This window comes from Vibrio sp. J383 (genome assembly GCF_023503985.1).
GTDB classification, from domain to species: domain Bacteria; phylum Pseudomonadota; class Gammaproteobacteria; order Enterobacterales; family Vibrionaceae; genus Vibrio; species Vibrio splendidus.
The window spans coordinates 1,734,588-1,758,084 of record NZ_CP097294.1 but is presented as its reverse complement, the minus strand read 5'-3'; the positions used below and the strand labels follow the sequence as shown (position 1 = coordinate 1,758,084).

The 23,497-nt window shown below is 43.9% G+C and carries 19 protein-coding genes; 11 read left to right on the top strand and 8 right to left on the bottom strand.

Annotation, left to right across the window (positions count from 1 at the left end; translation table 11 throughout):
* Nucleotides 1-135: 135 nt before the first annotated feature.
* The 7 genes from M4S28_RS24100 to M4S28_RS24070 all read left to right on the top strand — a co-directional run bounded on the left by M4S28_RS24100 (nucleotide 136) and on the right by M4S28_RS24070 (nucleotide 9,788).
* Nucleotides 136-534, top strand: coding sequence for a RidA family protein (locus M4S28_RS24100; RefSeq protein WP_004730412.1), 399 nt, complete (start codon nucleotides 136-138; stop codon nucleotides 532-534).
* 189 nt (nucleotides 535-723) lie between these two features.
* On the top strand, nucleotides 724-2,184 hold the full coding sequence (locus tag M4S28_RS24095; protein WP_004730413.1) for an aldehyde dehydrogenase family protein: 1,461 nt from the start codon (nucleotides 724-726) through the stop codon (nucleotides 2,182-2,184).
* 233 nt (nucleotides 2,185-2,417) lie between these two features.
* Entirely contained in the window at nucleotides 2,418-3,413 is a 996-nt protein-coding gene (locus M4S28_RS24090; RefSeq protein ID WP_004730415.1) for a membrane dipeptidase, read from the top strand.
* A 231-nt stretch (nucleotides 3,414-3,644) separates the two neighbouring features.
* Nucleotides 3,645-5,240, top strand: coding sequence for a BCCT family transporter (locus tag M4S28_RS24085; protein WP_004730416.1), 1,596 nt, complete (start codon nucleotides 3,645-3,647; stop codon nucleotides 5,238-5,240).
* 279 nt (nucleotides 5,241-5,519) lie between these two features.
* Nucleotides 5,520-7,376 (top strand): hypothetical protein, encoded by a 1,857-nt coding sequence (locus tag M4S28_RS24080; RefSeq protein ID WP_249633074.1) that lies wholly within the window; start codon nucleotides 5,520-5,522, stop codon nucleotides 7,374-7,376.
* A complete protein-coding gene (locus M4S28_RS24075) occupies nucleotides 7,373-8,110 on the top strand; it encodes a DUF3726 domain-containing protein (RefSeq protein WP_004730420.1) in 738 nt (245 codons plus the stop codon). The genes M4S28_RS24080 and M4S28_RS24075 overlap by 4 nt, the downstream gene beginning before the upstream one ends.
* Nucleotides 8,111-8,495: 385 nt before the next feature.
* On the top strand, nucleotides 8,496-9,788 hold the full coding sequence (locus tag M4S28_RS24070) for an alpha/beta fold hydrolase (RefSeq protein ID WP_249633073.1): 1,293 nt from the start codon (nucleotides 8,496-8,498) through the stop codon (nucleotides 9,786-9,788).
* Nucleotides 9,789-9,970: 182 nt separating this feature from the next.
* Here the strand turns inward: M4S28_RS24070 and M4S28_RS24065 are convergent, their stop codons facing one another.
* From M4S28_RS24065 to M4S28_RS24040, 6 genes are all read right to left on the bottom strand, one after another.
* Entirely contained in the window at nucleotides 9,971-10,153 is a 183-nt protein-coding gene (locus tag M4S28_RS24065; protein ID WP_004730424.1) for a hypothetical protein, read from the bottom strand.
* Nucleotides 10,154-10,397: 244 nt separating this feature from the next.
* A complete protein-coding gene (locus tag M4S28_RS24060) occupies nucleotides 10,398-10,625 on the bottom strand; it encodes a PAS factor family protein (RefSeq protein ID WP_004730426.1) in 228 nt (75 codons plus the stop codon).
* A gap of 255 nt (nucleotides 10,626-10,880) precedes the next feature.
* Nucleotides 10,881-13,037 carry a cytochrome c gene (locus tag M4S28_RS24055; RefSeq protein ID WP_249633072.1) on the bottom strand — a complete coding sequence of 719 codons (2,157 nt, stop codon included), beginning with the start codon at nucleotides 13,035-13,037 and terminating at the stop codon, nucleotides 10,881-10,883.
* Nucleotides 13,034-13,648 carry a cbb3-type cytochrome c oxidase subunit II gene (locus M4S28_RS24050; protein ID WP_004730430.1) on the bottom strand — a complete coding sequence of 205 codons (615 nt, stop codon included), beginning with the start codon at nucleotides 13,646-13,648 and terminating at the stop codon, nucleotides 13,034-13,036. Before M4S28_RS24050 ends, M4S28_RS24055 begins: the two co-directional genes overlap by 4 nt.
* On the bottom strand, nucleotides 13,649-15,073 hold the full coding sequence (gene ccoN, locus M4S28_RS24045) for a cytochrome-c oxidase, cbb3-type subunit I (RefSeq protein ID WP_017089926.1): 1,425 nt from the start codon (nucleotides 15,071-15,073) through the stop codon (nucleotides 13,649-13,651).
* 24 nt (nucleotides 15,074-15,097) lie between these two features.
* Entirely contained in the window at nucleotides 15,098-15,502 is a 405-nt protein-coding gene (locus M4S28_RS24040; protein ID WP_249633071.1) for a c-type cytochrome, read from the bottom strand.
* A gap of 421 nt (nucleotides 15,503-15,923) precedes the next feature.
* Between M4S28_RS24040 and M4S28_RS24035 the strand changes: the two genes are divergently transcribed.
* Together M4S28_RS24035 and M4S28_RS24030 are read left to right on the top strand one after the other, a co-directional pair.
* Entirely contained in the window at nucleotides 15,924-16,391 is a 468-nt protein-coding gene (locus M4S28_RS24035; RefSeq protein ID WP_017091205.1) for a putative pterin-binding protein, read from the top strand.
* Nucleotides 16,392-16,400: 9 nt separating this feature from the next.
* The gene (locus M4S28_RS24030; protein ID WP_017082375.1) at nucleotides 16,401-17,426 is read left to right on the top strand and encodes a diguanylate cyclase domain-containing protein; all 1,026 of its coding nucleotides are present in this window, start codon (nucleotides 16,401-16,403) and stop codon (nucleotides 17,424-17,426) included.
* 486 nt (nucleotides 17,427-17,912) lie between these two features.
* On the opposite strand, the gene M4S28_RS24025 is transcribed toward M4S28_RS24030, so the two are convergent.
* Together M4S28_RS24025 and M4S28_RS24020 are read right to left on the bottom strand one after the other, a co-directional pair.
* On the bottom strand, nucleotides 17,913-20,342 hold the full coding sequence (locus tag M4S28_RS24025) for a putative bifunctional diguanylate cyclase/phosphodiesterase (protein ID WP_249633070.1): 2,430 nt from the start codon (nucleotides 20,340-20,342) through the stop codon (nucleotides 17,913-17,915).
* 3 nt (nucleotides 20,343-20,345) lie between these two features.
* Nucleotides 20,346-21,377 (bottom strand): ABC transporter substrate-binding protein, encoded by a 1,032-nt coding sequence (locus M4S28_RS24020; protein WP_243584880.1) that lies wholly within the window; start codon nucleotides 21,375-21,377, stop codon nucleotides 20,346-20,348.
* Nucleotides 21,378-21,736: 359 nt separating this feature from the next.
* Here M4S28_RS24020 and M4S28_RS24015 point away from each other — a divergent pair, with 359 nt between their 5' ends.
* Nucleotides 21,737-22,387: a LysE family translocator gene (locus M4S28_RS24015; protein WP_017094563.1), complete on the top strand. Its 651-nt coding sequence runs from the start codon at nucleotides 21,737-21,739 to the stop codon at nucleotides 22,385-22,387.
* A gap of 221 nt (nucleotides 22,388-22,608) precedes the next feature.
* The gene (locus M4S28_RS24010) at nucleotides 22,609-23,466 is read left to right on the top strand and encodes a PhzF family phenazine biosynthesis protein (RefSeq protein WP_249633069.1); all 858 of its coding nucleotides are present in this window, start codon (nucleotides 22,609-22,611) and stop codon (nucleotides 23,464-23,466) included.
* Nucleotides 23,467-23,497: the final 31 nt, after the last annotated feature.

Genomic DNA, 23,497 nt, shown 5'->3' with positions numbered 1-23,497 from the left:
TTGCTATACCTTACTTTTTTAAAGGTGATAGATTTTATTTATCAAATGCACAAAATTTACCGTTAGATTTATCAGCCGTCAAGGTGCAGTATTTAACCATCTTGAAACATAGTTGTTACAAAGTTGGATAGAATCGTGAACGCACAAACTAAAAAACACCCAGTAAAAACCGAGCTTTTCGCTTCAAAAGCACCACTAGAGTGGGCAATCGTTAATAACGGCACTCTATACACAGCGCAGATTCCAATTGATGAAACTGGCGCAGTAGTAGAAGGCGGTATCGAAGCGCAAACGCGTCAGACTTTTAACAACCTTGTTCATACGTTGGAGTGTGCAGGCGAATCTATGGATTCAGTGCTGCAAGTTCTGATTTACGTGACAGACCGTGAATATCTAAAAACGGTCAACAGCGTATACGGAGAATACTTCAATGCACCTTATCCAAACCGTGCTGCGGTCGTCGTTGCAGGGTTAGCAAGAGAAGAAATGTTGGTTGAGTTCGTGGTTTACGCATCAGCCTCTCAACCTGAATAAAGATACTGTGAACTGAGGCAATTTGCGGATTAAAGCTATTTGTCTGTAAAGATCTTTATTGATACAAGCGTCTTGGTTCAGTTTTAGATACAAGATTTAAACGTTATTTCTTATATAAATTAACGTTTTATTCATTAATCAGATGGTTGCCAGGCTCAAACGCAACCTAACCGTTACAAGGACAGAATGATGACTCAATTACAGAATGTTCAAGCAGAAAACGCACTTTACATTGGCGGCGAATGGCAAGCGGGTGTAAGCACCGTTGCGAACATTAACCCATCAGATATTTCTGAAAACATCGGTAACTTCGCACAAGCAAGTGCTGACCAAGTTCAACAGGCGATTTCAGCGGCAAAGCACGCTCAACCAGAGTGGGAAAAAACGCCGATTGAACGTAAGCAAGCAGTACTTCAAGCAATCGGTGATGAGCTGATTGCACGTTGTGATGAGCTAGGTACGTTGCTTTCTCGTGAAGAAGGTAAGCCTTTTGCTGAAGGTCGTGGCGAAATTTACCGTGCAGGTCAGTTCTTCCAGTACTTTGCGGCTGAAGTGCTTCGTCAAATTGGCGACAACGCAGAATCAGTACGCCCAGGTGTTTCTGTAGAAGTGACTCGTGAAGCGGTGGGCGTTATCGGCATCATCTCTCCTTGGAACTTCCCAACGGCAACAGCAGCTTGGAAAATCGCTCCAGCGCTTGCTTTCGGTAACAGCGTTATCTGGAAACCAGCAAACCTAACGCCAGCAAGTGCGGTTGCACTAACTGAAATCATCCACCGTCAAGGTATGCCTGCAGGTACGTTTAACCTTGTACTGGGTAGTGGTTCGAAAGTAGGTGATGCACTGATCAACTCTAAAGAAGTGAACGGTGTGAGCTTTACTGGTTCTGTTGATACGGGTCGTAAGGTTGCGGCGGCTACAGCGCCAAACTTCGTTCGCTGCCAACTCGAAATGGGCAGCAAGAACGCACTTGTGGTTGCTGATGATGCTGATATCCAAACAGCCGTTGATGCAACGATTGCAGGTTCATTCTCTGGCGCAGGTCAAAAATGTACAGCATCTTCTCGTCTAGTGGTTATGGATGGCATTCACGACCAATACGTTGAAGCACTGATCAAGCGTATGAGCGAGCTGAAAGTGGGTCACGCACTAGAAGACGGCGTGTTCATGGGCCCTGTTGTTGACGGCAACCAACTTGAAGCGAACCTAGGTTGGGTTGAGAAAGCACGTCAAAGCGGCGGTGAGCTAGCATTTGGTGGCGAACGCCTAAGCATGAAACACGAAGGCTTTTACATGTCTCCAACGCTGTTCTTGAATACTAAGAACGATTGGGAAGTGAACCAAGAAGAAGTGTTTGCACCAATGGCAAGCGTGATTCGTGTCGCTGACCTAGAAGAAGCGATTGCGACAACAAACGATACTCGCTTTGGTCTAACGGGCGGCATCATTACTCAAAGCCTACGTACTAGCGCAATGTTCAAGCAACAAGCGCAAACAGGTTGTGTGATGGTGAACCTACCAACAGCAGGCACCGATTACCACGTACCGTTTGGTGGTCGTAAAGAGTCTAGCTTCGGTCCTCGTGAGCAAGGTCAATACGCGAAAGAGTTCTACACAGTGGTGAAGACAGCTTACCAGCGTCCTTACTAAGCAGCTTTCTATATAAGAATTGGATAGCTGAAGATATTAAGTCTCTAGCTATCCAGCTATCGAATTGGCCTGATTCACAGAGTCAGGCCAACATCCAAGCCCAATTACGCTCAATCAATGTAGATTTCAAAGACTGAGCACCCAGTAAGTGATTTAACCCATTTTTGAAAACATGTTATTTGAGCGTGTTTTCAAAACCGAGCTAGAACACTGAGCTTTCAATAGGAGTGGTTATGTACCAGCAACGGATTGTTATAGATGGATTGCAATACTGCAATTGGAACAGAGAATATTTCCAAACACTAAAGGCGAGCGGCATTACAGCAGTTCACGCTACCGCGGTTTACCACGAGACAGCTCGTGAAACCTTATCTCGCTTTGCTGAGTGGAATCTAAGATTCGAGCAAAATGCAGACATTATCATGCCGATTCATTCAATGGCTGATGTTGAAACTGCAAAAGCGACGGGAAAAGTCGGCATTTTTCTAGGTGCTCAAAACTGTTCGCCAATCGATGATGAGATTGGTCTTATCGAAGTGATGCGTCAGCAGGGTCTTTTGATCATGCAGCTTACTTACAACAACCAAAGCTTACTGGCGACGGGTTGTTATGAGCAGAACGACACAGGCATCACGCGCTTTGGTAAACAGGCTATCGAAGAGATGAACCGAGTAGGCATGATCATCGATATGTCTCACAGTGCTGAACGCTCAACACTTGAAGCGATTGACTTGTCTTCTCGTCCTATTTGTATCAGCCACGCGAACCCTACGTTTGCTCATGATGCATTACGAAACAAATCAAACGATGTGATTAAAGCCCTAACCGCACGCGGTGGCTTAATCGGATTCAGCTTATACCCATTCCACCTACCAAACGGCAGCCAATGTACGTTGGAAGATTTCTGCCAAATGGTTGCAACGACTGCTGACATGGTTGGCGTAGAACACCTAGGTATTGGTAGTGACCTATGCTTAAACCAACCTCAAGCCGTTCTTGAATGGATGAGAAATGGTCGTTGGTCTAAAGCAATGGACTATGGCGAAGGCTCTGCAAACAACTCAGGTTGGCCAGATGCGCTGCCTTGGTTCTGTGGTAGTGCGGGTATGGAAAACATCTATAACGGATTGATGCGCCATGGTTTCAGCGAGTCTGAAGCTGGGCAAGTCTTGGGAGAAAACTGGTTTAACTTCTTGAAAGATGGCCTAGAACCTCAAAGCAAGGGTTAAGTGTTTTTTCACTAGCAATCATCGAATTAGCAGCCTTCTAATAAACGTTCATTTAGACGTGCTGTTTTAACCAATTTCACTATTCAAAAGGAACAACGGTCTATTTCGCAACGCGGTAACCCAAACATGGATTAGCCTGCCCAACACAAAAAACAATAGGGCAGGTGTTAAATACACCTCTTGTAGTCATCATTAAAGTGACAGCTGCAAAGAAACCTCTGGAGTCAGAGTATGTCTGATTTAACCAATAGCGTGAAATCTTCAAACGTAAATGCGGGTCAAACAAACACAGCAAACAATAATACACAGTCTGAATCTACTTCAGACAAATTAGGACTAACCAACCCAGCACTATGGTACAGCGGCGGCTTTATTGCTCTGTTCGTAGCCCTTGCTTTGTTTGATGGCGAGCTGTTATCAAGCCTAGTAAACACGGGTTTTGCTTGGTCTGTAAAAGTGTTCGGCCCTTATTGGCAAATGCTTCTTCTTCTGACTTTTCTTATTGGTCTTGGCCTAGCGGCAGGGCGAACAGGCAAGGTTATCCTAGGTGGCATCGATAAGCCTGAGATGGATGGCTTTCGCTGGATGGCAATCATCTTCTGTACACTACTTGCGGGTGGCGGCGTATTTTGGGCGGCAGCTGAGCCTATCGCGCACTATGTGAGCCCACCTCCGTTGTATGGCGCACAAGAAAATGCACAACAAGGCGCGGTGAATGCTCTATCACAATCATTCATGCACTGGGGTTTTCTTGCATGGGCAATCGTTGGTAGCTTAACGTCTATCGTGGTTATGCACCTTCACTACGACAAAGGCTTACCGCTTAAACCTCGTATTCTTCTTTACCCTGTATTAGGTGAAAGAGCGCTGAAAGGCCATACAGGCGCATTGATTGATGCATGTTGTATTGTTGCAGTAGCAGCGGGCACCATCGGTCCGATTGGCTTCTTAGGCCTACAAGTGAGCTACGCCCTGAACGAACTGTTTGGTATTCCAGATGGCTTCACGACACAGCTGATCATCATCTTGTTCGCTATCGTTCTTTACACATTGTCTGCATTAAGTGGTCTTAACCGCGGGATGCAAATGCTAAGCCGTTACAACGTAATTTTAGCAATGGCATTGATGGTCTACATTCTGATCTTCGGCCCAACAAACTTCATTTTCAATGGCTACATCCAAGGTGTAGGCAGCATGATAGATAACTTCATCCCAATGGCAACATACCGTGGTGACGAAGGTTGGTTGAGCTGGTGGACAGTATTCTTCTGGGGTTGGTTCTTAGGTTACGGCCCAATGATGGCAATCTTCATCGCTCGTATTTCACGCGGCCGTAGTATTCGCCAATTGGTATCAACCATCAGTCTTATTGCGCCGTTTGTAACATGTTTCTGGTTCACCATTGTAGGTGGTTCTGGTCTAGCGTTTGAAATTGCAGATCCAGGCAGCGTAAGTAAAGCGTTCGAAGGCTTTAATTTACCTGGCGCGTTACTGGCAGTAACTCAGCAACTACCAATGCCAATGCTTATCTCTATTCTGTTCTTGATCTTGACGACGATCTTCATCGTAACGACAGGTGACTCAATGACTTACACCATCAGTGTGGTAGTCAGTGGTGAGACAGAGCCTAACGCAATTATTCGTACTTTCTGGGGTGTGATGATGGGGGTAACAGCATTGATTCTGATTTCCCTAGGTTCAGGCGGAATCTCCGCGCTGCAATCGTTCATTGTAATCACAGCGGTACCGGTGTCCATAATCTTACTGCCATCGCTTTGGAATGCGCCTCAAATCGCAATCAAGATGGCGAAAGAGCAAGGTTTTTAAAGAACAGGTTTTTTAAAGAGCAGATTTTGTAAAGAAAAGGGCTCTTTAAGACAAGAGCTCTGTAAAAAAAAGAAACTGATTAAATAAGAAAAATCAGCCTTCGAAAGAAGGCTGATGCAAAAATTCCGAAAGGAACAGCAAAACTGTACTGGTGAAGATACACCGGACGGCAAAGTATTTAGGTCAATCGATCTAGTCAGGACAAATAATAAGGGGCGAGCTCGCTTGCCCCACATAACGTGAAAGCTAACCAGCATACTGTAATAACGAATGCTTCAAATGACGGCAACGATCGGTTCTGAATGGCTAGCAAAACCCTATAACTATAAGGTGGTGAGCAAAATGGATGCACATCGTTCTACCTACACTGAATCAGCATTACGTGACGCAACGGTTGTCATGGCACCGGAAAGGCTAGGTGCGATGCACCAAACACGCATCAGCTTCGTGAGAACTCTGATGCGTAAAATGGCGCAGCAAGAGTGGAAAGTGACCAAACATGAGTGGCAATTAGATGCTCAAGGTTTTGGTCATGTTATCTATAAGCTAGCGACGCCAAACCATGTTTATCATTTGGTTGTTTTTTGCGATGAAATTGCAGATGACGAACGAAATGACCGTGTAATTGCTGAAAAGTGGGACGTAACGTTTGCGCTTGTTTTTGGTGATGTTGATGTCACCCTACTTGAAAGACTTCGTGCGAATGTACCGCTTCAAGAAGCCGGCCGTAATCCAAATAACGTACTTGTTTTAGCGCGTGCAAACAAAAGTGTACGTGTGTTTGAACACATCGTGAGTCACTTGGCGAAAGGTGTTCAACCAACGCCAAAAGAACTCGCTGAAGTAGGCTACATCCTACGAACCACTGCCGTTTATGGTAATGGCAAATTTGGCATTGCAGACTTTAAAATCTTAGAGAAAAATGAAGATTTTAATCAGTCGTTTAGCGCTCAAATGTGTGCGGTGTATATGCTGCGAGAGTTCAGCCTAGATTGGGTTCATTATCTAGCAGAGCAACAAGGTGGTGAACAAGCGATTACCTTACACAGAGGATTACAGCGTTACCTTGGTGTTGGTAATGCGACTGGTTTAGGTATGGCGCCATACCTGATTAACCACCCTAGTATTGTCGATCAGTGGATGACAACCCGTGAACATGCATTGGCGGACGTGTTGTCCAGTCAGACTGATACGGCGTTGATCGAGCCACTGCGTACCTTAGTTAAAAAAGCGATTTGTCATTTAGAACAAGTCGTTACCATCAATGAAACACAGCAAGAGCTGAACAAAGCTGCTGTTGATGATTTGAAGCACACAGAACAATCATTAGAAGCTTCTGTCAGCCTGTGCGATACATGGGCACAGTTAGTCGAGCAATCTAAGCACATGAGTATGGAAGCCCAAGAAATCCTTATCTCATGCTTGATGGAATTGTACCCAGAATTAGTGGACGCCCATCAAGAGCAAATGAATTGCAGCGAAACACTGTCGCTTCCTAGCGGCAAAAAGATTCAAGATCTTCTTGTTGTACTAGAAGAGAAGTATCGCTGGGCGATCACGACCGACTTTACAAAAGCAGAGAACAACTACTGGTTCTGGTATCGCTCTCAAGACAAAGAAGAGCCAAGACTCGGTGTTCGAGGTGAAGAGCTGGGTGAAGAGCGTGAACTGCCGTTGGATATTGGTCGTCAAGCTTACCGTTTGTACCATGCTTTATTGCAATTCGCGCCTGAGCTTTCATTGGCTGAGTTCCTTGTTAAACAGCCGCAACACCGTGCAATTGCGCGCCGTGTATGGACGCTAGGTAACAAAGCGATGGGTGACATTCAAATGAATGTGCTTCACCAAGATTCGCCGCCAATGCACTTACTGCGTTGCAAGCTTGCCATGTTTGGCGCGACTAAGTTTGATCCTCGCTCAGATCGCTGGGTACGAGTGACGTTTTTCCAAGGAGCGCCACTGCTTGATGAAATTCATCAGGACGAATGGGTGTTCCCAATATTACCAAGTGAAGCAGAACTGTCTGGTTCGCAAAATGTTTCAATTCACAGCACAACAGCTCACGGCACAGCTATTCACAGCACTCCAACTCACAGTACAAATACGAAAGGCCAACATGGAGGTAAATCGTTATGATCGTTTCTCACAATGAACTGGTAGCGGCCGTCAATAAAGCCTTTCTAGGTATGCGTCGTACATGTGGTGAAGCTGATGTGATAGCGAACATGGTGGCAGATTTACAAATGGTCGGTTTGGATGGTGTTCGTCATTTTAACAGTGCGAGCAACTTCATCGGGCTAGAAGACGACCGCCCTGTCGATATTCAGGTACGCAGCGATAATACGGTTGAAGTCGACCTGCACAAGGCGAGTTTGGCGTGTCATCTTCCTGTGATTATGGACTATTCGATTGAAAAAATGGTTGGTAAGAAGACGCTGAAAATTGAGCTAAATAACTGCCACAACCGTTGGCTAGCATACAGCGAGCTTGTAAAACTGGCTGCGAAAGGTATCGCGTGCATGGCACGTTGGGATAACGGCTCTAACCCTAAGAGCACTTTGTATGTGCTTAATCGTGGTTGCGTTGCACCAGAACTGTTTTTATCAGATTTGCCACTGGCATCGGTCGAACATATCCACAATATGACCATCGAACTTTCCGTCCAGGATTTCGATATCGAACGTTTGTCAGATGGCTACCAAACACACATTGAATCGGAAGCGCTTTTTAAAACTCAAGAGAAAGCATGGAACGATGGCATTGAGGTGGATGATGGAGAGTGGGCGGCACTGAAAGAGACCGCTACCGCAATCCTAGTTCAGAGCAGCGAACGCTCGACTCAAGGTGCCGGTGAACTGACGGCTTCGTAGTCGCTAGATTTATTAGGTTCATTAGAACTAACAGGTTCGATAGATTAACGGCAAATAAGCGAGTTAGTTTATCAACACAGATAAAACCAAAGAGCTTAACGTATCCTCACCTCGTTAAGCTCTTTTTATTTGCCTCGCGCTTTGGATTTTCTTTACCTCATTCTTTTGCTCTCTCGCTGGATCAGCCTCTTCTAAACTGACTGTTTTGACACACGTTGTTACCCGTTGAGAGGTAATTGAACAATTAAACGAAGCACGTTCACATTCATGTTAAACAAACGGTTTCATTTACAAGCTACTATGCGTATCTTGCTCATATGGGTGCCAAAGGGCGCCATTTTTATTCGTACCAATGACTTTAGAATCAGATAAAAAGGAATGAAGCGTGCAAGCTAACTTTATTGATGGAACCACCCTGTATCGTCAGCACTCTTTCGAGTTGCCACTTGATTATCAAGCCAAAGATGGACAACAGATCCAAGTCTTCGCACGTGAGTTGGTTGATCTCGCTAAAGATGCGCAAGAGCTGCCGTGGCTGATCTACTTTCAAGGCGGCCCAGGTTTTCCTTCTCCACGTGTTAGCGGGCAATCGGGTTGGCTAAAGCGTGCATTACAAAGCTATCGTGTTCTGCTTCTGGACCAACGTGGTACAGGCAACAGCACGGTTATCAGTCATGAAACGTTGGCGCCCCTTTCTCCAGAACAACAAGTCGAGTACTTAACGCATTTCAGAGCCGACAATATCGTTCGTGACGCTGAAGCGATTCGTGAGCAGTTTGGTGTTAAACAATGGTCTACGATTGGCCAAAGCTTTGGTGGCTTCTGTACACTGAGCTATTTGTCACTGTTCCCACAAAGTCTACAGCGCTGTTATGTAACGGGTGGTATTCCGTCTATTGAGCGTGAAGCTGATGATGTTTATCGTGCGACTTACAAGCGTGTAGAAGACAAAAACAGAGCTTTCTTTGCTCAGTTCCCGCAAGCACAAGCTATGTGTCGCGAGATCTCTGATTACCTGCTTAACAATGATGTGAGACTGCCAAACGGTCAGGTGTTTACAGTTGAACAGTTCCAGTTGATCGGCATTAATCTTGGTGGCGGCGAAGCAAACCTTCCAATGTATTTCACACTGGAAAGTGCCTTTGTTGAAGTGAACGGTAACAAGCAGCTGAGCTATAGCTTCCTAAATCAAATGCAGCAAGAGCAGGGCTACCTAACGAACCCAATCTACGCTATTTTGCATGAATCGATTTACTGCCAAGGCACAGCGTCTAATTGGTCTGCACATCGAGTTCGTGAACAGTACTCACACTTTAACTACCAAACGGGTAGCGAGTTCTGGTTTACCGGAGAAATGGTGTACCCATGGATGTTCGACCAACTAGAAACGTTGAAGCCATTACGTGAAGCGGCGAATTTGTTGGCTGAAAAATCGGATTGGGGCAAGTTGTATAATGCAGAGCAGCTAAGCAAGAATACCGTTCCAATGGCATGTGCAGTTTACGCTGACGACATGTACGTAGAACTGGATTACAGCCGTGAAACACTGGCGAATATTCCAAATTCGAAAGCGTGGATCACCAACGAGTACGAACACAATGGCTTGCGAGTGGATGGCGAAAGAATTGTAGACAAATTAATGACGATGGTTGAAGCGTTAGAAAACCTACCAAAATAATTAGACGGTTTACGTTAGAAGCTGTCTACGTTAGAAATCAGATACGCTAGAAACAAGAAAACGCTGCATCCGTGCAGCGTTTTTTTTATGCCATCAAACTCTGTTTTTCTCAGTATCGTATTGATAACTAAAGCGAGTAAAGCAGAGAATTTAAGAACCGGGAGGGATAGTTCCTAAACTCATTAAGGTTGGATGACGATATCTTGATTTTCAGTGGTCGATAAGCTGGCGCGGTTCTGTTCGATAAGTTGAGCCGCATAAGAGGGAGTCACAGCTTGAATTTCGCCTTTTGAACGAATAGTTAGTGCTTCCCACGCATGATCACGGTATTTGCCTGTTTGTGTATATTCAATAAGTACTCTCATGATTCTTCCATCCGATGTGTGGTTAACGTGCTACTAACATTAGCGCCATTGTTGAGGTTGCACACCTGTTAAAAATGGAACATAAGATTAACCAAATGAGAATGCGTGTAGCTTGAAAAACAGGCCCAACTGCACTTATCTTACTTAACCGTACTTATCGTAACCAACCGTCCTTATCGTAAATAGCGTCCATAAAAAACGCTGCACAATGGCAGCGTTAAAGTTGAGATAGGTTGAAGGTTGTTTAGCTGTTTTCTAAGCCAACAATCTTGCGTGCAGACATCACTGCACTATCCAAGTCGGTCAATCTACCAGCACTTGCTGGACCAAGAACTGATGAATATAAAGCCAACTGCTTCTCAAATGATAAATCTAATTGGTTATATAGATTTTGGCGGATTTGAGCGTGTTGCTGTGGCTTTGCGCTCGACAGGCCTTCCAACGTATCGTAGATGAGTGTAGTTGTATCCATAACTGTCCTTAGTACATCTTTAGAAAATTTTGCATATTATGCACTTGGTGTCATCTTTGTTCTGCGAGATTGATCGCATTATGTGCAGCTCTGCTTAATTGTGTAATCAGTTAGTTACAATTGTGTTGTACGGCAAAGTGTCGAAAACTCGGGTTATGGTAAAAAGAAAAGGAGACGCACTGGTCTCCTTTGGGTTTATTAATCAATATTAAAACTTACTTGCTACTTGCTGAGCTAATCGAATACGTCGAGAACCTAGCGAATGTTAATGTTCTTATCTCGATTTTCGTACATTTCAGGTGTGGTGTGTAATCCTCCAGCGTAACCTGCTGCTTCAAGTGTTTCTCTTACCTCTCGAACGTGCTCCGCCGTTACTGGTTTCTCTCTATCTCCAAGGTGCAATCGCACGAAGGTGATCAACTCAGCCAACCTTTGATCCGACAGCACATCTTCAAAGCTTGCCATTGGCATGAAGTTTCTGTCTTTGTCGAGATAGGTGGGTTGTAGGCCGCGCACGGTTACCGCGATGGTGTTGAATGGATCGCTGTGCATGATAATGCCGTTATTCAACAGCGTAGGGGCGATAGGGTCGCGACCTTTACCATCGTCACCATGACACGCTCCACACGTTTGGCGATACGTGGTGTAAATATCAGTCGCGTAAGAGTCTTCATCAAACCCTTTAGGTTGCAACTGAACTGCATCACTGGCAATGGTGTTGTTGATGTCACCACTGAGTAGGTAATAGGACATCGACTCGATATCTTCACGCGTCATCAAGCTGAGGCTGTTTTTTACTACGTCTGCCATGCCCGCAAAAGCAGTACCTTTGTCTGAGTGACCCGTGTGTAAGAAATCGGTCAGTGTCGCTTCATCCCAACCATCGATATAGAGCTCATTGGCGGTGATATCAGGCGCGTTCCAACCGTCGATCAAGTTACCTTGGAAAATACGTTCTGGTATCAGTGCTTGGGCAATGTTTCGTGGCGTATGGCACTCCGAACAGTGACCAAGTCCTGCGACCCAATATTTCCCTTGTTGCCATTTCTCAACGTTTTCGACTTCCGATTTAAGCTCTTCAGGCACTTGATAGTCAATCGGGTCGGTATCCATGAACACAATGTTCCAGCCAAGCAAACCTAAGCGAATGTTGGATGGAAACATCATGCTGTTGTCATCATTGCGTCGTGGCACGGCGGTGATTGACTGCATGTATTCCCACAAATCGATCATGTCTTGGTCGGTCAGATATTGATAAGAGGTGTAGGGCATTGCAGGGTATAGGTAACCATTCTTACCTTTACCTGCAACTAACGCGGCTCGGAAGTCATCAAAGTCATAAGTCCCAATCCCTTCGGTGGTGTGTGGAGTTATGTTGGTTGAATACACTGTGCCGAAAGGAGTAACAAACGGTAGGCCGCCAGCAAAGGGTTCGCCACCTTCTGCACTATGACACGCGACACAGTCACCGGCATAAGCGAGGTATTCACCACGTTCAACAGACTGAGCTTCTAGGTTCGCGAGTGTTTGTTGCTGCTCTGAGCCCGCATGTCTAATGTAAGCACCCAGTGCGAGTATTTCGTTCTCGGTGAGCTGCTCATCAAAAGCAGGCATTAGGTTGTTCAAGCCTTTGTTGATGGTGTGTTGTATCTCTTCAATACTGCCGCCGTGCAACCAAATATCGTCTGAGAGATCAGGCACGCCAATCTCTGGGTTCGCAACAGAACCATCAGCGTGACAAGACGAGCAGTATTTTACAAACAGCTCTTTGCCGACTTTAACTTTTACTTCTGGAACATCGGTATGGCGTTGATTGAGGGAAGCTAAGTAGTAAGAAACCTTAGCCACTTCATCGGGGCGCATGATTTCGCTCCAACCTGGCATAGCACCGTTCCGACCTTTGGCGATCGAATGAATCACAGCTTCATCACTGCCACCGTACAGCCACTCTTGGTCTATCAGGTTAGGGAAGTGCTTTTGTCCCTGAGCATTATCTCGGTGGCAGGCCGCACAGTGAGTTTGGAACAAGATCTTACCGCTATTGACGATCTCTGGGACTGCTGCTAATCCTTGTAACGTGGTTTCACTGGTTTGAGAGAATTGTTCATTAAGGCTGGTGGTCGGCGAACTGAGTTTGTCGTCGCTTTGCTCCCAATCGACTAACCCTTCCCATTCGCCCAGCCCTGGGTAAAGCACCAAATAGCCTGCAGACAAAAGAAATGCGACCGCATAGCTTACAAATAACAGCTTAGGTGGAGGCGCATCTTTCTCTTCAATACCATCAAAGGTGCCAATGGTGTGGTCATGATCGGCCTTGTGATTGCTACGCCAGTATTTAACGACAACAGACACCATCAGAATAAAGAATATTAAGGTTAAGAGTACCGCCCATAGATTCCAGAATGTGCTCATTGTGATACCTCCTGTGACGTATCTTTACCCAGGCTTTGTAAATAGCGAATCAGCGCTTCACCTTTGGTTTTGCCTCTTACTTGCAATCGGGCGTCACCAATTTCTTGATCGGTATAAGGCACACCTAAGGTACGTAAAACTTCCATTTTTGCGCTGATATCATCGCCTGTAAGCGTTTGTTCAAACAGCCACGGGTAAGAGGGCATGATCGATGTAGGAACGACTTTTCTAGGATCAGTTAGGTGAATAACATGCCACTGGTCAGAATACTTTCTACCTAAGTTAGTGAGGTCAGGGCCGGTACGTTTAGAACCCCACAAGTTAGGAAATTCGTAAATATCGTCGGCTTCTTTATTCGGGCGACCATTACGTTTCACTTCTGGCTCTAGAGGGCGAACCATTTGGGTGTGACACACATGGCAGCCTTCACTGATGTAGATGTCTCGTCCTGCCAACTCAATCGGTGTGAGTGGCATTGCTAAACTACCTTTGGCAATATCGTCTCCGCGGACAATGCTTGGCACTACCCAAACCAACAAAGAGAAGGAGGCAACAACAACGGTGGTCAAAATTAAAATGACGATTGAATGTGTAAAGTCTTTACTCATCATTTAAGCCCCCTCATTAACGGTATGTTTAGCGTCGTGTACTACTGGCATACGAACCGTTTTGTACAAGTTGAATGCCATTAAAAACAGTCCAAGTACAAACAGCGCGCCACCAAAGAAACGCATGAATAGCCAAGGTGCTTTAAAGTCCATAGCCTCAACAAAACTGTAAATCAGTTCGCCATTTTCATTTTGAGCGAGCCACATATAACCCTCACCGATGCCTGCGATCCAAAGTGCTATCGCATAGATGGCGACGCCAGCATGAGCGAGCCAAAAGTGCCACTTAATCAGTCGTCGTGACCAAAGATCGGTTTGGCCCCATAAGCGTGGAATGAAATAGTAAAAAACCGCTATCCCTGACATTCCAACCCATCCAAGAGCTGCGGAATGTACGTGACCGATGATCCATTCGGTGTTGTGTGCCACCATGTTGAACCAGCGAATAGCGAGTAGGGGACCTTCGAATGTCGCCAAGCAGTAGTAAAGAATTGCTGAGAAAAAGAATAAAAGAATGTAGTCGGACTTCAGCTTTTCTTTGTTTTGTAGAAGGGTCATTGCGCTATTGAACGCACCGGCCCAAGAAGGGAGCCACAGGATCAAAGACATTACGATGCCGATGTTTTGAATCCAGATGGGAACAGAAGAATAAACCAAATGGTGCGTTCCAGCCCACGTGTAAAAGCCGACCAAGCCCCAGAAATGGATCACAGACAAACGGTACGAGTAGATAGGTCGATCCGCCGCTTTGGGTATGAAATAGTAATTCATACCAATCACACCTGCGGTTAGTAAGAAACCGACGGCATTATGTCCCCACCACCACTGAACAATCGCATCTTGAGCCCCAGCAAATACAGAGTAGGACTTCATCGCCAACACTGGCATCGCGAGGTTGTTCACGATGAAAATCATTGCAACGACGATGATGAAAGCAGCAAAGAACCAGTTAGCCACGAAGATGTGACTGACCTTTCGTTTAGCAAGGGTGCCAAAGAACAACACCGCATAAAGCACCCAAACCAGCACGATCATTAAGTCGATTGGCCATTCAAGTTCTGCATACTCTTTTGAGCTGGTGTGGCCTGCGGGTAAGGAAATGACCGCAAGCAATAGAATAAATTGCCATCCCCAAAATACCATCCATGAAAGGCTTTTATTGAACAACTCACAATGGCCTGTTCGCTGGGCAATGTACAAAGATGTCCCCATCAAGATATTCACGACGAACCCGTAAATCACCCCAGATGTATGTAGCGGGCGCAGTCGACCAAACTGGAAATATTGAGAATCGAAGTTTAAGACTGGCCAATACAATTGCGCGGCGAGAATCACCCCGATGATCATACCTACGATTGCCCACACTAAAGACGCGATGATGAAGTACTTAACGACCTTAATGTTGTATTGCGGTGTCACTTGTTCCATAACAAGGCTCCTTGCCTAAAGCTTTTATTCGCTGACTGAATTTGATTCGTTGAGTGAGTTTGAATCGTTGAGTGAGTTTGAATCGTTGCCGAGCATTGAATAGAAATAGGAAATGTCGCGGATGTCTTGGTCTGAAAGTGTGTCGGCTTGTTGCTGCATGAGAATTGCCAAACCACTGGTTCTTTCCCTTGTCTGATAGTCTTTTAACGAGGAAATGAGATATCCCACCTTTTGACCACGAAGGTTCGGGTAGGGGTCTTGCGTTGAGATGCCATCAACGCCATGGCAGGTCATGCACACCTTTGCTTTCTGCTTACCTAACTCGAATTGTTCTTGATTAACGTCAGCAGAAACAGGAAACATGACCAACGTCATTACTAGGGTTGAAAGTGTCGTCATGGGGTTAAATTTTTTTATATTCAAACTCATTCTCGATTCCCTTGATTATGAAATGAGTAAGCTTTTTAAGAGCGACACACGATACCTGCTGGTGGAATAGAAGCGACAGATATCAGAAAAACAAGCTCTCAAAGCTGCTTACGTTCGATTAAAGGTTAAGCAGCAACAAGCATTCTTGCTACTTACTGACTCATATTTATTGTTAATTTTGATGGTCAGTACGTATTCAGTGGCTGGATTGGATTACTCATTGCCTTTAAAAAACCGGGATTACTGGTATGAACGCTAATTAAAGTCTTATTTAGAGAAGGGTAAGGTGTTGTTCGCACCTGGTTACAGGAATGAAACGTTATCTGAGAAAGAGTCGAACTGCATCATTGAGAAAATAGGCAATGTCTAAGCAAGTCAAATGACCAATATGAACTAGACTCAATTTAGTGACCTTTTTAGAATGGAGTTTAAAATGAGAGCTGCACTTCTGTTTATACTTTCACTGTGTTCATTTTCTATTTTTTCAGCATCGGAACTCACAATATTCGATCACCTAGGGCAAAAGCATCAATTCAGTCGAGAACAACTGTTATTGCTTCCTCAAAAAGAAATATCCACCTCATTACCTTGGGTGGATGGAGAATTGGTTTATAGCGGTGTGGCCTTACAAACAGTGCTTGAAACAATGGATTTACCCATGGCTTCGCAAGTGACCTTTGTTGCACTAAACGACTATAAAATCGCGGTGCCCAAAGAAGACTTTGACGATTACCAGCCGATCATTGCGATTAAACAAAATGGCCAATTTATGTCAGTCAGAGAAAAAGGTCCGTACTGGTTGATATATCCACTTTCTTCGACTCCAGATATAGATAATACAGATTTCCATGCCAAGATGATCTGGCAGATACGCGATATTCATTTGTAAGGGCTTCGTATGAAAAAGCTGTTGTCATTGACTGCCATTAAAGTCGTCGTGTTATCTTTAGCGGCAGTGGTGCTCACCGTTAATATCTACAGTGTTACCCGCATTAACGATATTAATAAGAGTTTTTCTACCCGACAAAATGAGGCAACGTGGTTCGTTTTTCAATTGGTGAAAGAATACGCCAATTTCTTGATGGTAAGCCGCTCTGAAACCATTGATTATGATGAGTTATGGTTAGCGTACGATATTACGTGGAGCCGTTTTGATATATTGATTAACAGCACTGAGTCTTCCAATTTCATCAAGTCAGCAAACTTTAAGCCCTATTTCACAGCGGAATTTGATAAATTTAAGAGCTTAGAGCCCTCAATTAAACTGGTCAGCCAAGGGTTGTTGCCCAAGGAATCGTTACAGAAAAAGGTCGATATTTGCTACCACACACTCGTAGATTTTATTAACGACAAATTTCGATTACAAAGCCCTGTAATTGAAGAAAATACCTCAATGGTTGATAACTTAGTGACAGTCCATCGGATCAGTAGCGTTTTTCTTGTTGGCATCTTGTTGTTGACTGGGATTATTTTTTATATGGATTTTTCTATCAAAAGAAAGCTCTACTCTACGGATTTTATTACAGGGTTTCGCAATCGAATTTCATTGATGAAATTTGTGAAAAATAGCTACTCGAAGGACAATAACTTTGATCTCTATTTTGTCCGTATCAGGAACCTTACCGAAATTAATCAAAAATATGGCCTTGAATATGGTGATCTTGTCGTTAGTTCGGCCGCTAAATCTCTGACCGCTAAGATACCAGAAAGTACCATTTCATTTCGAAGCAGCGGAAGCCAGTTCTTATTTTTTATTCCGGACCATTTGTACGCGAGTGATGAAATTCAGGACAAGTTTAACGACGTGCTCAGTGATTACATATCTGCGGGTAATTTGGAGCTAATGATTGATGCGGTAGTAAGGCACAAGAAGAACATAAGTTCCAAAGACATGATGGAGTTGTTGACCAGCATGCAAGGTTAAGTTCTTAAGAATGTCTTAATGTCTTAGTGCCTTAGACGCTTAGACGCTTAGCTGCTTGGTACTGGCGAGTGTCGCACTTCGCAGTTGAATTCGGGGCTTAGCTTAGTAAATCTGATTGCTGATTGCTGATTGCTGTTTGTTATTGCCTGCCAGTTCTTGCTAATGCTTCCCAGTTTCCTAGCTCTTGTTACGGCTTCCTAGCACTTGTTGAGCTCCACCTTTATCTATCCTTCCTTCTTATACATATTTAATACTACAAGCCTTATCAGAGCCAATGAACGTAGTCATTAGTTTGGGTAGCGCTTTTATCTGTCTACTTAGTGCCAATCTCAAGATATTTAACGTGTATTGCGGCCGTAGATATTGGCTCATTTCAGACGTTATTACAGGTTGGAAAGGGGCGGGGAAGTGGCCGTTGTTAATTAAATAACATGATTATTAAGGCGCATGGCCATTAAATCGCATAGTAATTAAATCGAACAATTATTATTTATTATTAAGCACGACAACCCTTTCGTTAGTACTTGGTTCTAAAAGGGCTTGCTGATCAAGAATAGTTTGCGGATTGTGATCACGAACAAATTCAATGAACTCTATGTAAGTGAGTGGTTGGCTGAAAAAATAACCCTGTATTAGGTCGCAGTTGGCTTTTCGAAGGTGATGATACTGTTCGAGAGATTCGACACCTTCGCCAACAACGAAGGTGTCACAAGAGTGCCCTAAGTTAACCATGGACTCGACCATTTTACGGTCAGCTTTGTCGTGGACGATGTTATCGATAAAGCTCTTATCAATTTTAAGTTCATCGACAGGGTAATGAAGAAGTTGGTTAAACGCCGTGTAACCCGTACCGAAGTCGTCGAGGGAAACTTTTAAACCTAAGCTTCTGATGTTCTCAATGGTCTGCACGGTAAGTTTGCTGCTTTTAACGTAACTGGTTTCGGTAATTTCTATAATGATGTTGCCAGGAGGAACTTGATAACGTTCGAGTACCTTTCGAATATTGTCGGCAAAGTTACGGTTGTAGAGCTCCATCGCCGAGATGTTAATGGACAAGGTGCCTTTATATAGGTGAATTTCTGCAAGCTCTTTATAGGTCTTGATTGCGGTACTAATGACCCACATGTCGAGCTTGGATATTAAATTACTTTTCTCTGCGACTGGAATGAACTCATCCGGCCCTGCCTTTATGTCAAATAGAGCAGGGCAACGAATCAAACATTCTGCTCCGTCGATCTGAAGTGTCTTAGCATTGAAAATAGGCATAAAGCGAAGTTCAAAGTTGTCGCTCTCACAGCACTCCAATAGCCTTTTCTCGATAACATCATGTCTTTCGAGTGAATGAAGTAGTTCTTCGCCGTAAACAATCCGGCTCTCTCCGTCACTGTGATCCTTAGCATTATTCAACATCTCATCAATACATCGGTGCCAAATTTCTTCAAACTTTGGTGTGTCGAGGGGTAAAACACCTGTTGCGAGTGATAACCTAAACCCATAATAGTCAAGGAAGGTGGTGCCAGTCAGCATATTATTGATGTTCTCTATTTCTTCGTTTATCACTTGGTTTTTATCCATTTCCAATATGGTAATGAATTGGTTTCCTCCAAGCCTTGCGATTGAATAGTCGCTGAAACTAAAGCCGAAAGAGGATTGTTGATTCTGCAGGGTTTCTCTTAGTGTTTTGGCTAGACTAACGAGTACATTGTCGCCCACCTTTGCACCATATAAATCATTGATTTTACGAAAGTCGATAATGTCCCAACAAACCAAGTAACAGTGTGGGCTCATTGAGCTTTTTATACGTACATCGAGATGTCGAATAAATGAGCGTCGGTTTGCTAATTTGGTTAATTGGTCGAATTCAGCTTCGAATTTCAATTCCGTTAGTGAGTCAATGTAGGCGTTCTTAAGTCCGTCGATCTCACTTTGTCCGGATGACCGTTTAAAATATCTTAGTTTGAGTCCACCAATGGAGATTTCGTGTAACAAGTCTTTGAGTGGTCGAACTAATTGGTAGCGTACGACCATGTGTACGATGAGCATGATAATGAATAATATCGTCAAGCCACCAAGTAAGGTCTCCTGAGCGATGAGGGATTTTTCGTGATTGAATTTTTTTTCACGAACATTGACTTGAGCGAGGAAGTGACGACTATTCATCTCGACTTTGATTCTGTCTTTGGTTTGTTCAAAGGACTTAATGACGAACTGTGTATTTTCAATATGTTCGGTATCTGATGACGGTTCAATCAGAAGCTGCATGTTGTCATCATCGTTGTATTTAGTGAGTAAGTTAGACAACTGCTTTAATGGACCGTCTGCAATCAATATGTATCGATTGACACTGTCATTTGCACGTTTGTCTTGTGGGAGTAAGTAAGGATCGATAGCTGCAACATAAGCGTATCTGAGCTCACCACTCACTGAGATATAAGAGAAGCCTTCATGAGATAGCTCGTTTTTATTAATCAACGAAGTATAGATGTCGAAGACTTTCTCATAGATGTTGTCGGGGATCTTTAACCCTTCGAAAGGATCTGCTCGTAAAGTAGAGAGTGTTAATTTGAATTTAGGATCGACGACATAGATATTACGTTGACCAAACTGATTAACGTGACTCTGGTTTAAGACGCGAAGCACTCTTTTTTCCAGCAGGGACAGGGTTGTGTAGTCACCCGGGTTTTGAATATATCGCAAGAACTGTAGGGATGAGCCAATATCTTTTACTAGCAAAGATAAGCCCAGTTGTTCGTATTCAGCCGCCACGAGCGCGGTGTTCACATCCGATTGTACTTCGTCTAAGTACATGTGTTTCGCGTGGTTAGAGGCCAAGTTGTAAGTAACCATTCCGCCTATTGCAAATACGAACAATAAGGTAGGAATGAGCACAAAGTAGAGCTTCTTTAATACTGGCATTAATTATCTCAAACTGTCGACAATGCGGTTACGAATTTGAATGCTATTGGGTTCGAGTTGCTGATACAGATAGCTGCGTTCTAAGACCTCTTTGCTAGGGAAAAGCTCCGGATCATTTTGGTACTCTTGTGTCGTTAAGGCTTTTGCTTTTGAGCTTGGAGTTGCAAACCATGAATCCATTGCGTTTTGAGCTGCGATCTCGGGTTGCGACAAGAATGATAGAATCGTTGTTGCTTGTGCAGACAATTCTCCGTTATTAATCGCAGCAATGCACTCTAACCATAACGTGGTGCCTTCTTGAGGCACAGCGTAAGACCAAGAGGCATCAGGCTCCAAATCATTGAGTACATAACTGTCACCAGAATAACCGTAGGCAAGGTCGATGTTAGCAAGACGTTCAGGTTGGCGAATATAGTCGATGACGTATTCGCTGCTTTCTAGGTGAGGCTTTTGAGCTTGCAGGGTTTTATAGGCAACGCGAAGTTCCTGCTCATTATTGGTGAATGGATCAAATTGATTTGCTAACAGTGCAGTACTCACCAAATCCGTAGGTTCGTAATACATACTTATGCGGCCACTGCTGTTCGTGTCTGGTTCGAGAATAGCGTTCCAAGAGGTGGGAGTGTTTACTTTGTCACTTCGATATAAGATTCCCGCAGTCCCCCAAGCGTAGGGAATGCCATACTCGCCACATCCTTCAACCCACCGTGAATCTATGTTACCAGCAATGGATTGTTGTAACTCACTGAGATTATGAAACAGGTTCTGCTTGGCTAACGCATTGAGCTTTACACTTTCTATAATGACGAGCTCAAATGCGCCACGACGTTCGCTTAATAGCACTTCATCTCTGATCGACTCATCAGAAAAAAACTGCTGTTTCAAAGAAATGCCGTACGTGTCGCTTAGTTGGGTCACGACGCTATTGGATAGAAATTCATCCCAATTGTAGAGATAAATATCATTCTGTTGGCTAAACGCTGTGCCAGTTAAAAAGGATGATGACGCAAGAACTGAAACATAAAATGCTTTCACTGACGGATTCCTTTCCTACTTTACTTAACTAAATCGTAGTCCAAATTTTGCGATCTGCTTCAAATTTACGACTCTTATTTTAGTACAACCTAATATATTCGATGCGCCCACTTACTTTCAGCCCGCAAATTAGGGAATAAATGAGCCTTTATAGAAAACACCAAGCTAAATCATGGCTTAGCGGTCTAAATATTAAAAAGCGTGTTATTTGGGCCGTCTTTTACCTAACGAGACAGGTGAAAACGTGTTGTCTGTCTGATTCTCTTAGTATCGAAACCCTAATAATTAACCCAAAAAGCTAATTGTAGGTTAATTATGCAATAATAATGCATTAAATTTTACAATAAGGACATTGGTTTATGGATGCGGGTTTAGTCGGAATTTTTGTTACCGTGGCGATTGCTCACTTTCTAGCGTTATTGAGTCCCGGGCCAGACTTTGTGATTGTGGTGAAGAGTGCTGTTCGAAATAAGGGAAGAAAAGCATTAGGCGTTGCATTCGGTATTGCCAGTGCGAATGCGGTTTATATCGCTTTGTGCTTGGTTGGAGTAGGGTCGATTCTAGCGGCATCCGTTTCCGTTATGATTGTACTGAAGATCATTGGTGGTGTGTTTCTTGTTTATCTTGCTGTGCAAGCGATAAGAGCGAAGAAATGTAATTACAGCAATATGGATGTTACCGAAGGAGATAGCTTCAACCAAACGACTTTTCTTAAAGAATTCGTCACGGGTTTTCTATCAGGAATCCTTAATCCCAAAAACCTTTTGTTTTATTTGAGCTTATTCACGGTTGTGTTGAACAATGACATTGGCTTCATGTTTAAGTTGGGGTTAGGTATTTGGATGACGGTGGTTGTATTTGTATGGGATGCGGCGATCATCTTCCTGTTATCTGCACCTAAAGTGCGTCAAGAGTTTACACGTGTTGCTTACTATATTGATAAAGTAACAGGAGTCATGCTGGGTCTGCTTGGCTTGACCATTGTGAAATCTGCTCTGGTACGTCAGTAGATTCACCATTGCTGAGTAACCTTACGTTTGTGGCACGATACAATGCCTATGTGCCGCGAATGTGTGCTTGTTTCCTACCAGGCTGATACGTTTTATCTCTTGTCTGCCCGATAATAAACCTTCTGCTTAATCCGCCTATTATTTTCATAACTCTTTGTTTATCATTCCTTACTTCTTAAATAAGTATTAGTAATGTTGCTGTTGAACACTTGTAGCACGGGGTGTTTGTGCTTATTGTAGGCAACAATATTTATCCAATATTAGAGCTAGGAACTATTGTGAATTTAGATATATATCAAGTGGACTCGTTCACAACTCAAGCTTTTAAAGGAAACCCAGCTGGGGTCTGCATTTCTCAAGATCTACTTGATGAGTCACTCATGTTCTCAATCGCTGAAGAGATGGCGGTATCTGAAACTGCTTTTCTTGCGCTTAACACTATGACGCTTAAATGGTTCACTCCAGAAGTAGAAGTAAAACTGTGTGGGCATGGCACATTGGCAACCGTTCATGTAATGAAAGAGCAAGGGTTGGTTAAAACAGGTGACAGTGTTGTGTTTAACACCTTGTCGGGTGAGTTATCTGCCACAGTTTGTGAATCGTCTATCGAACTTGATTTCCCTAGCACTCAGTTGTCATTGAACTCAGAAGCTAATCTCACATTGCTTGAGCACTTTGGTTTAGAACCGCACCAAGTCGTTTCATTCCGAGAGTTTGATTCCAAGCAGTTAATCGAAGTTTCTAGCGAGCAAGTGTTATTGGCTCTCTCACCTAACTTTGATGCTTTAAAGAGTATTAAAGGGCGAGGCGTTGTTGTGACGGCACTTTCATCAAATTCTAAACTCGATTTTGTTTCTCGTTATTTTGCGCCATGGGTTGGGGTTAATGAAGATCCCGTTACTGGGTCGGCACATTGTGCATTGACGCAGCACTGGGCTGAAAAGCTAAACAAAAGCTGCTTCAGTGCTTATCAGGCGTCTCGTCGTGGTGGGTATATGTCGACAGAGCTCTTAGCAAACGGGCGAGTAAAGTTAATCGGTTCTGCTATCACTGTGATCAGTGGTGTGTTGAAACTTTAGATTTTTATAGAAGCTTTAGAGCGCTGTTTGC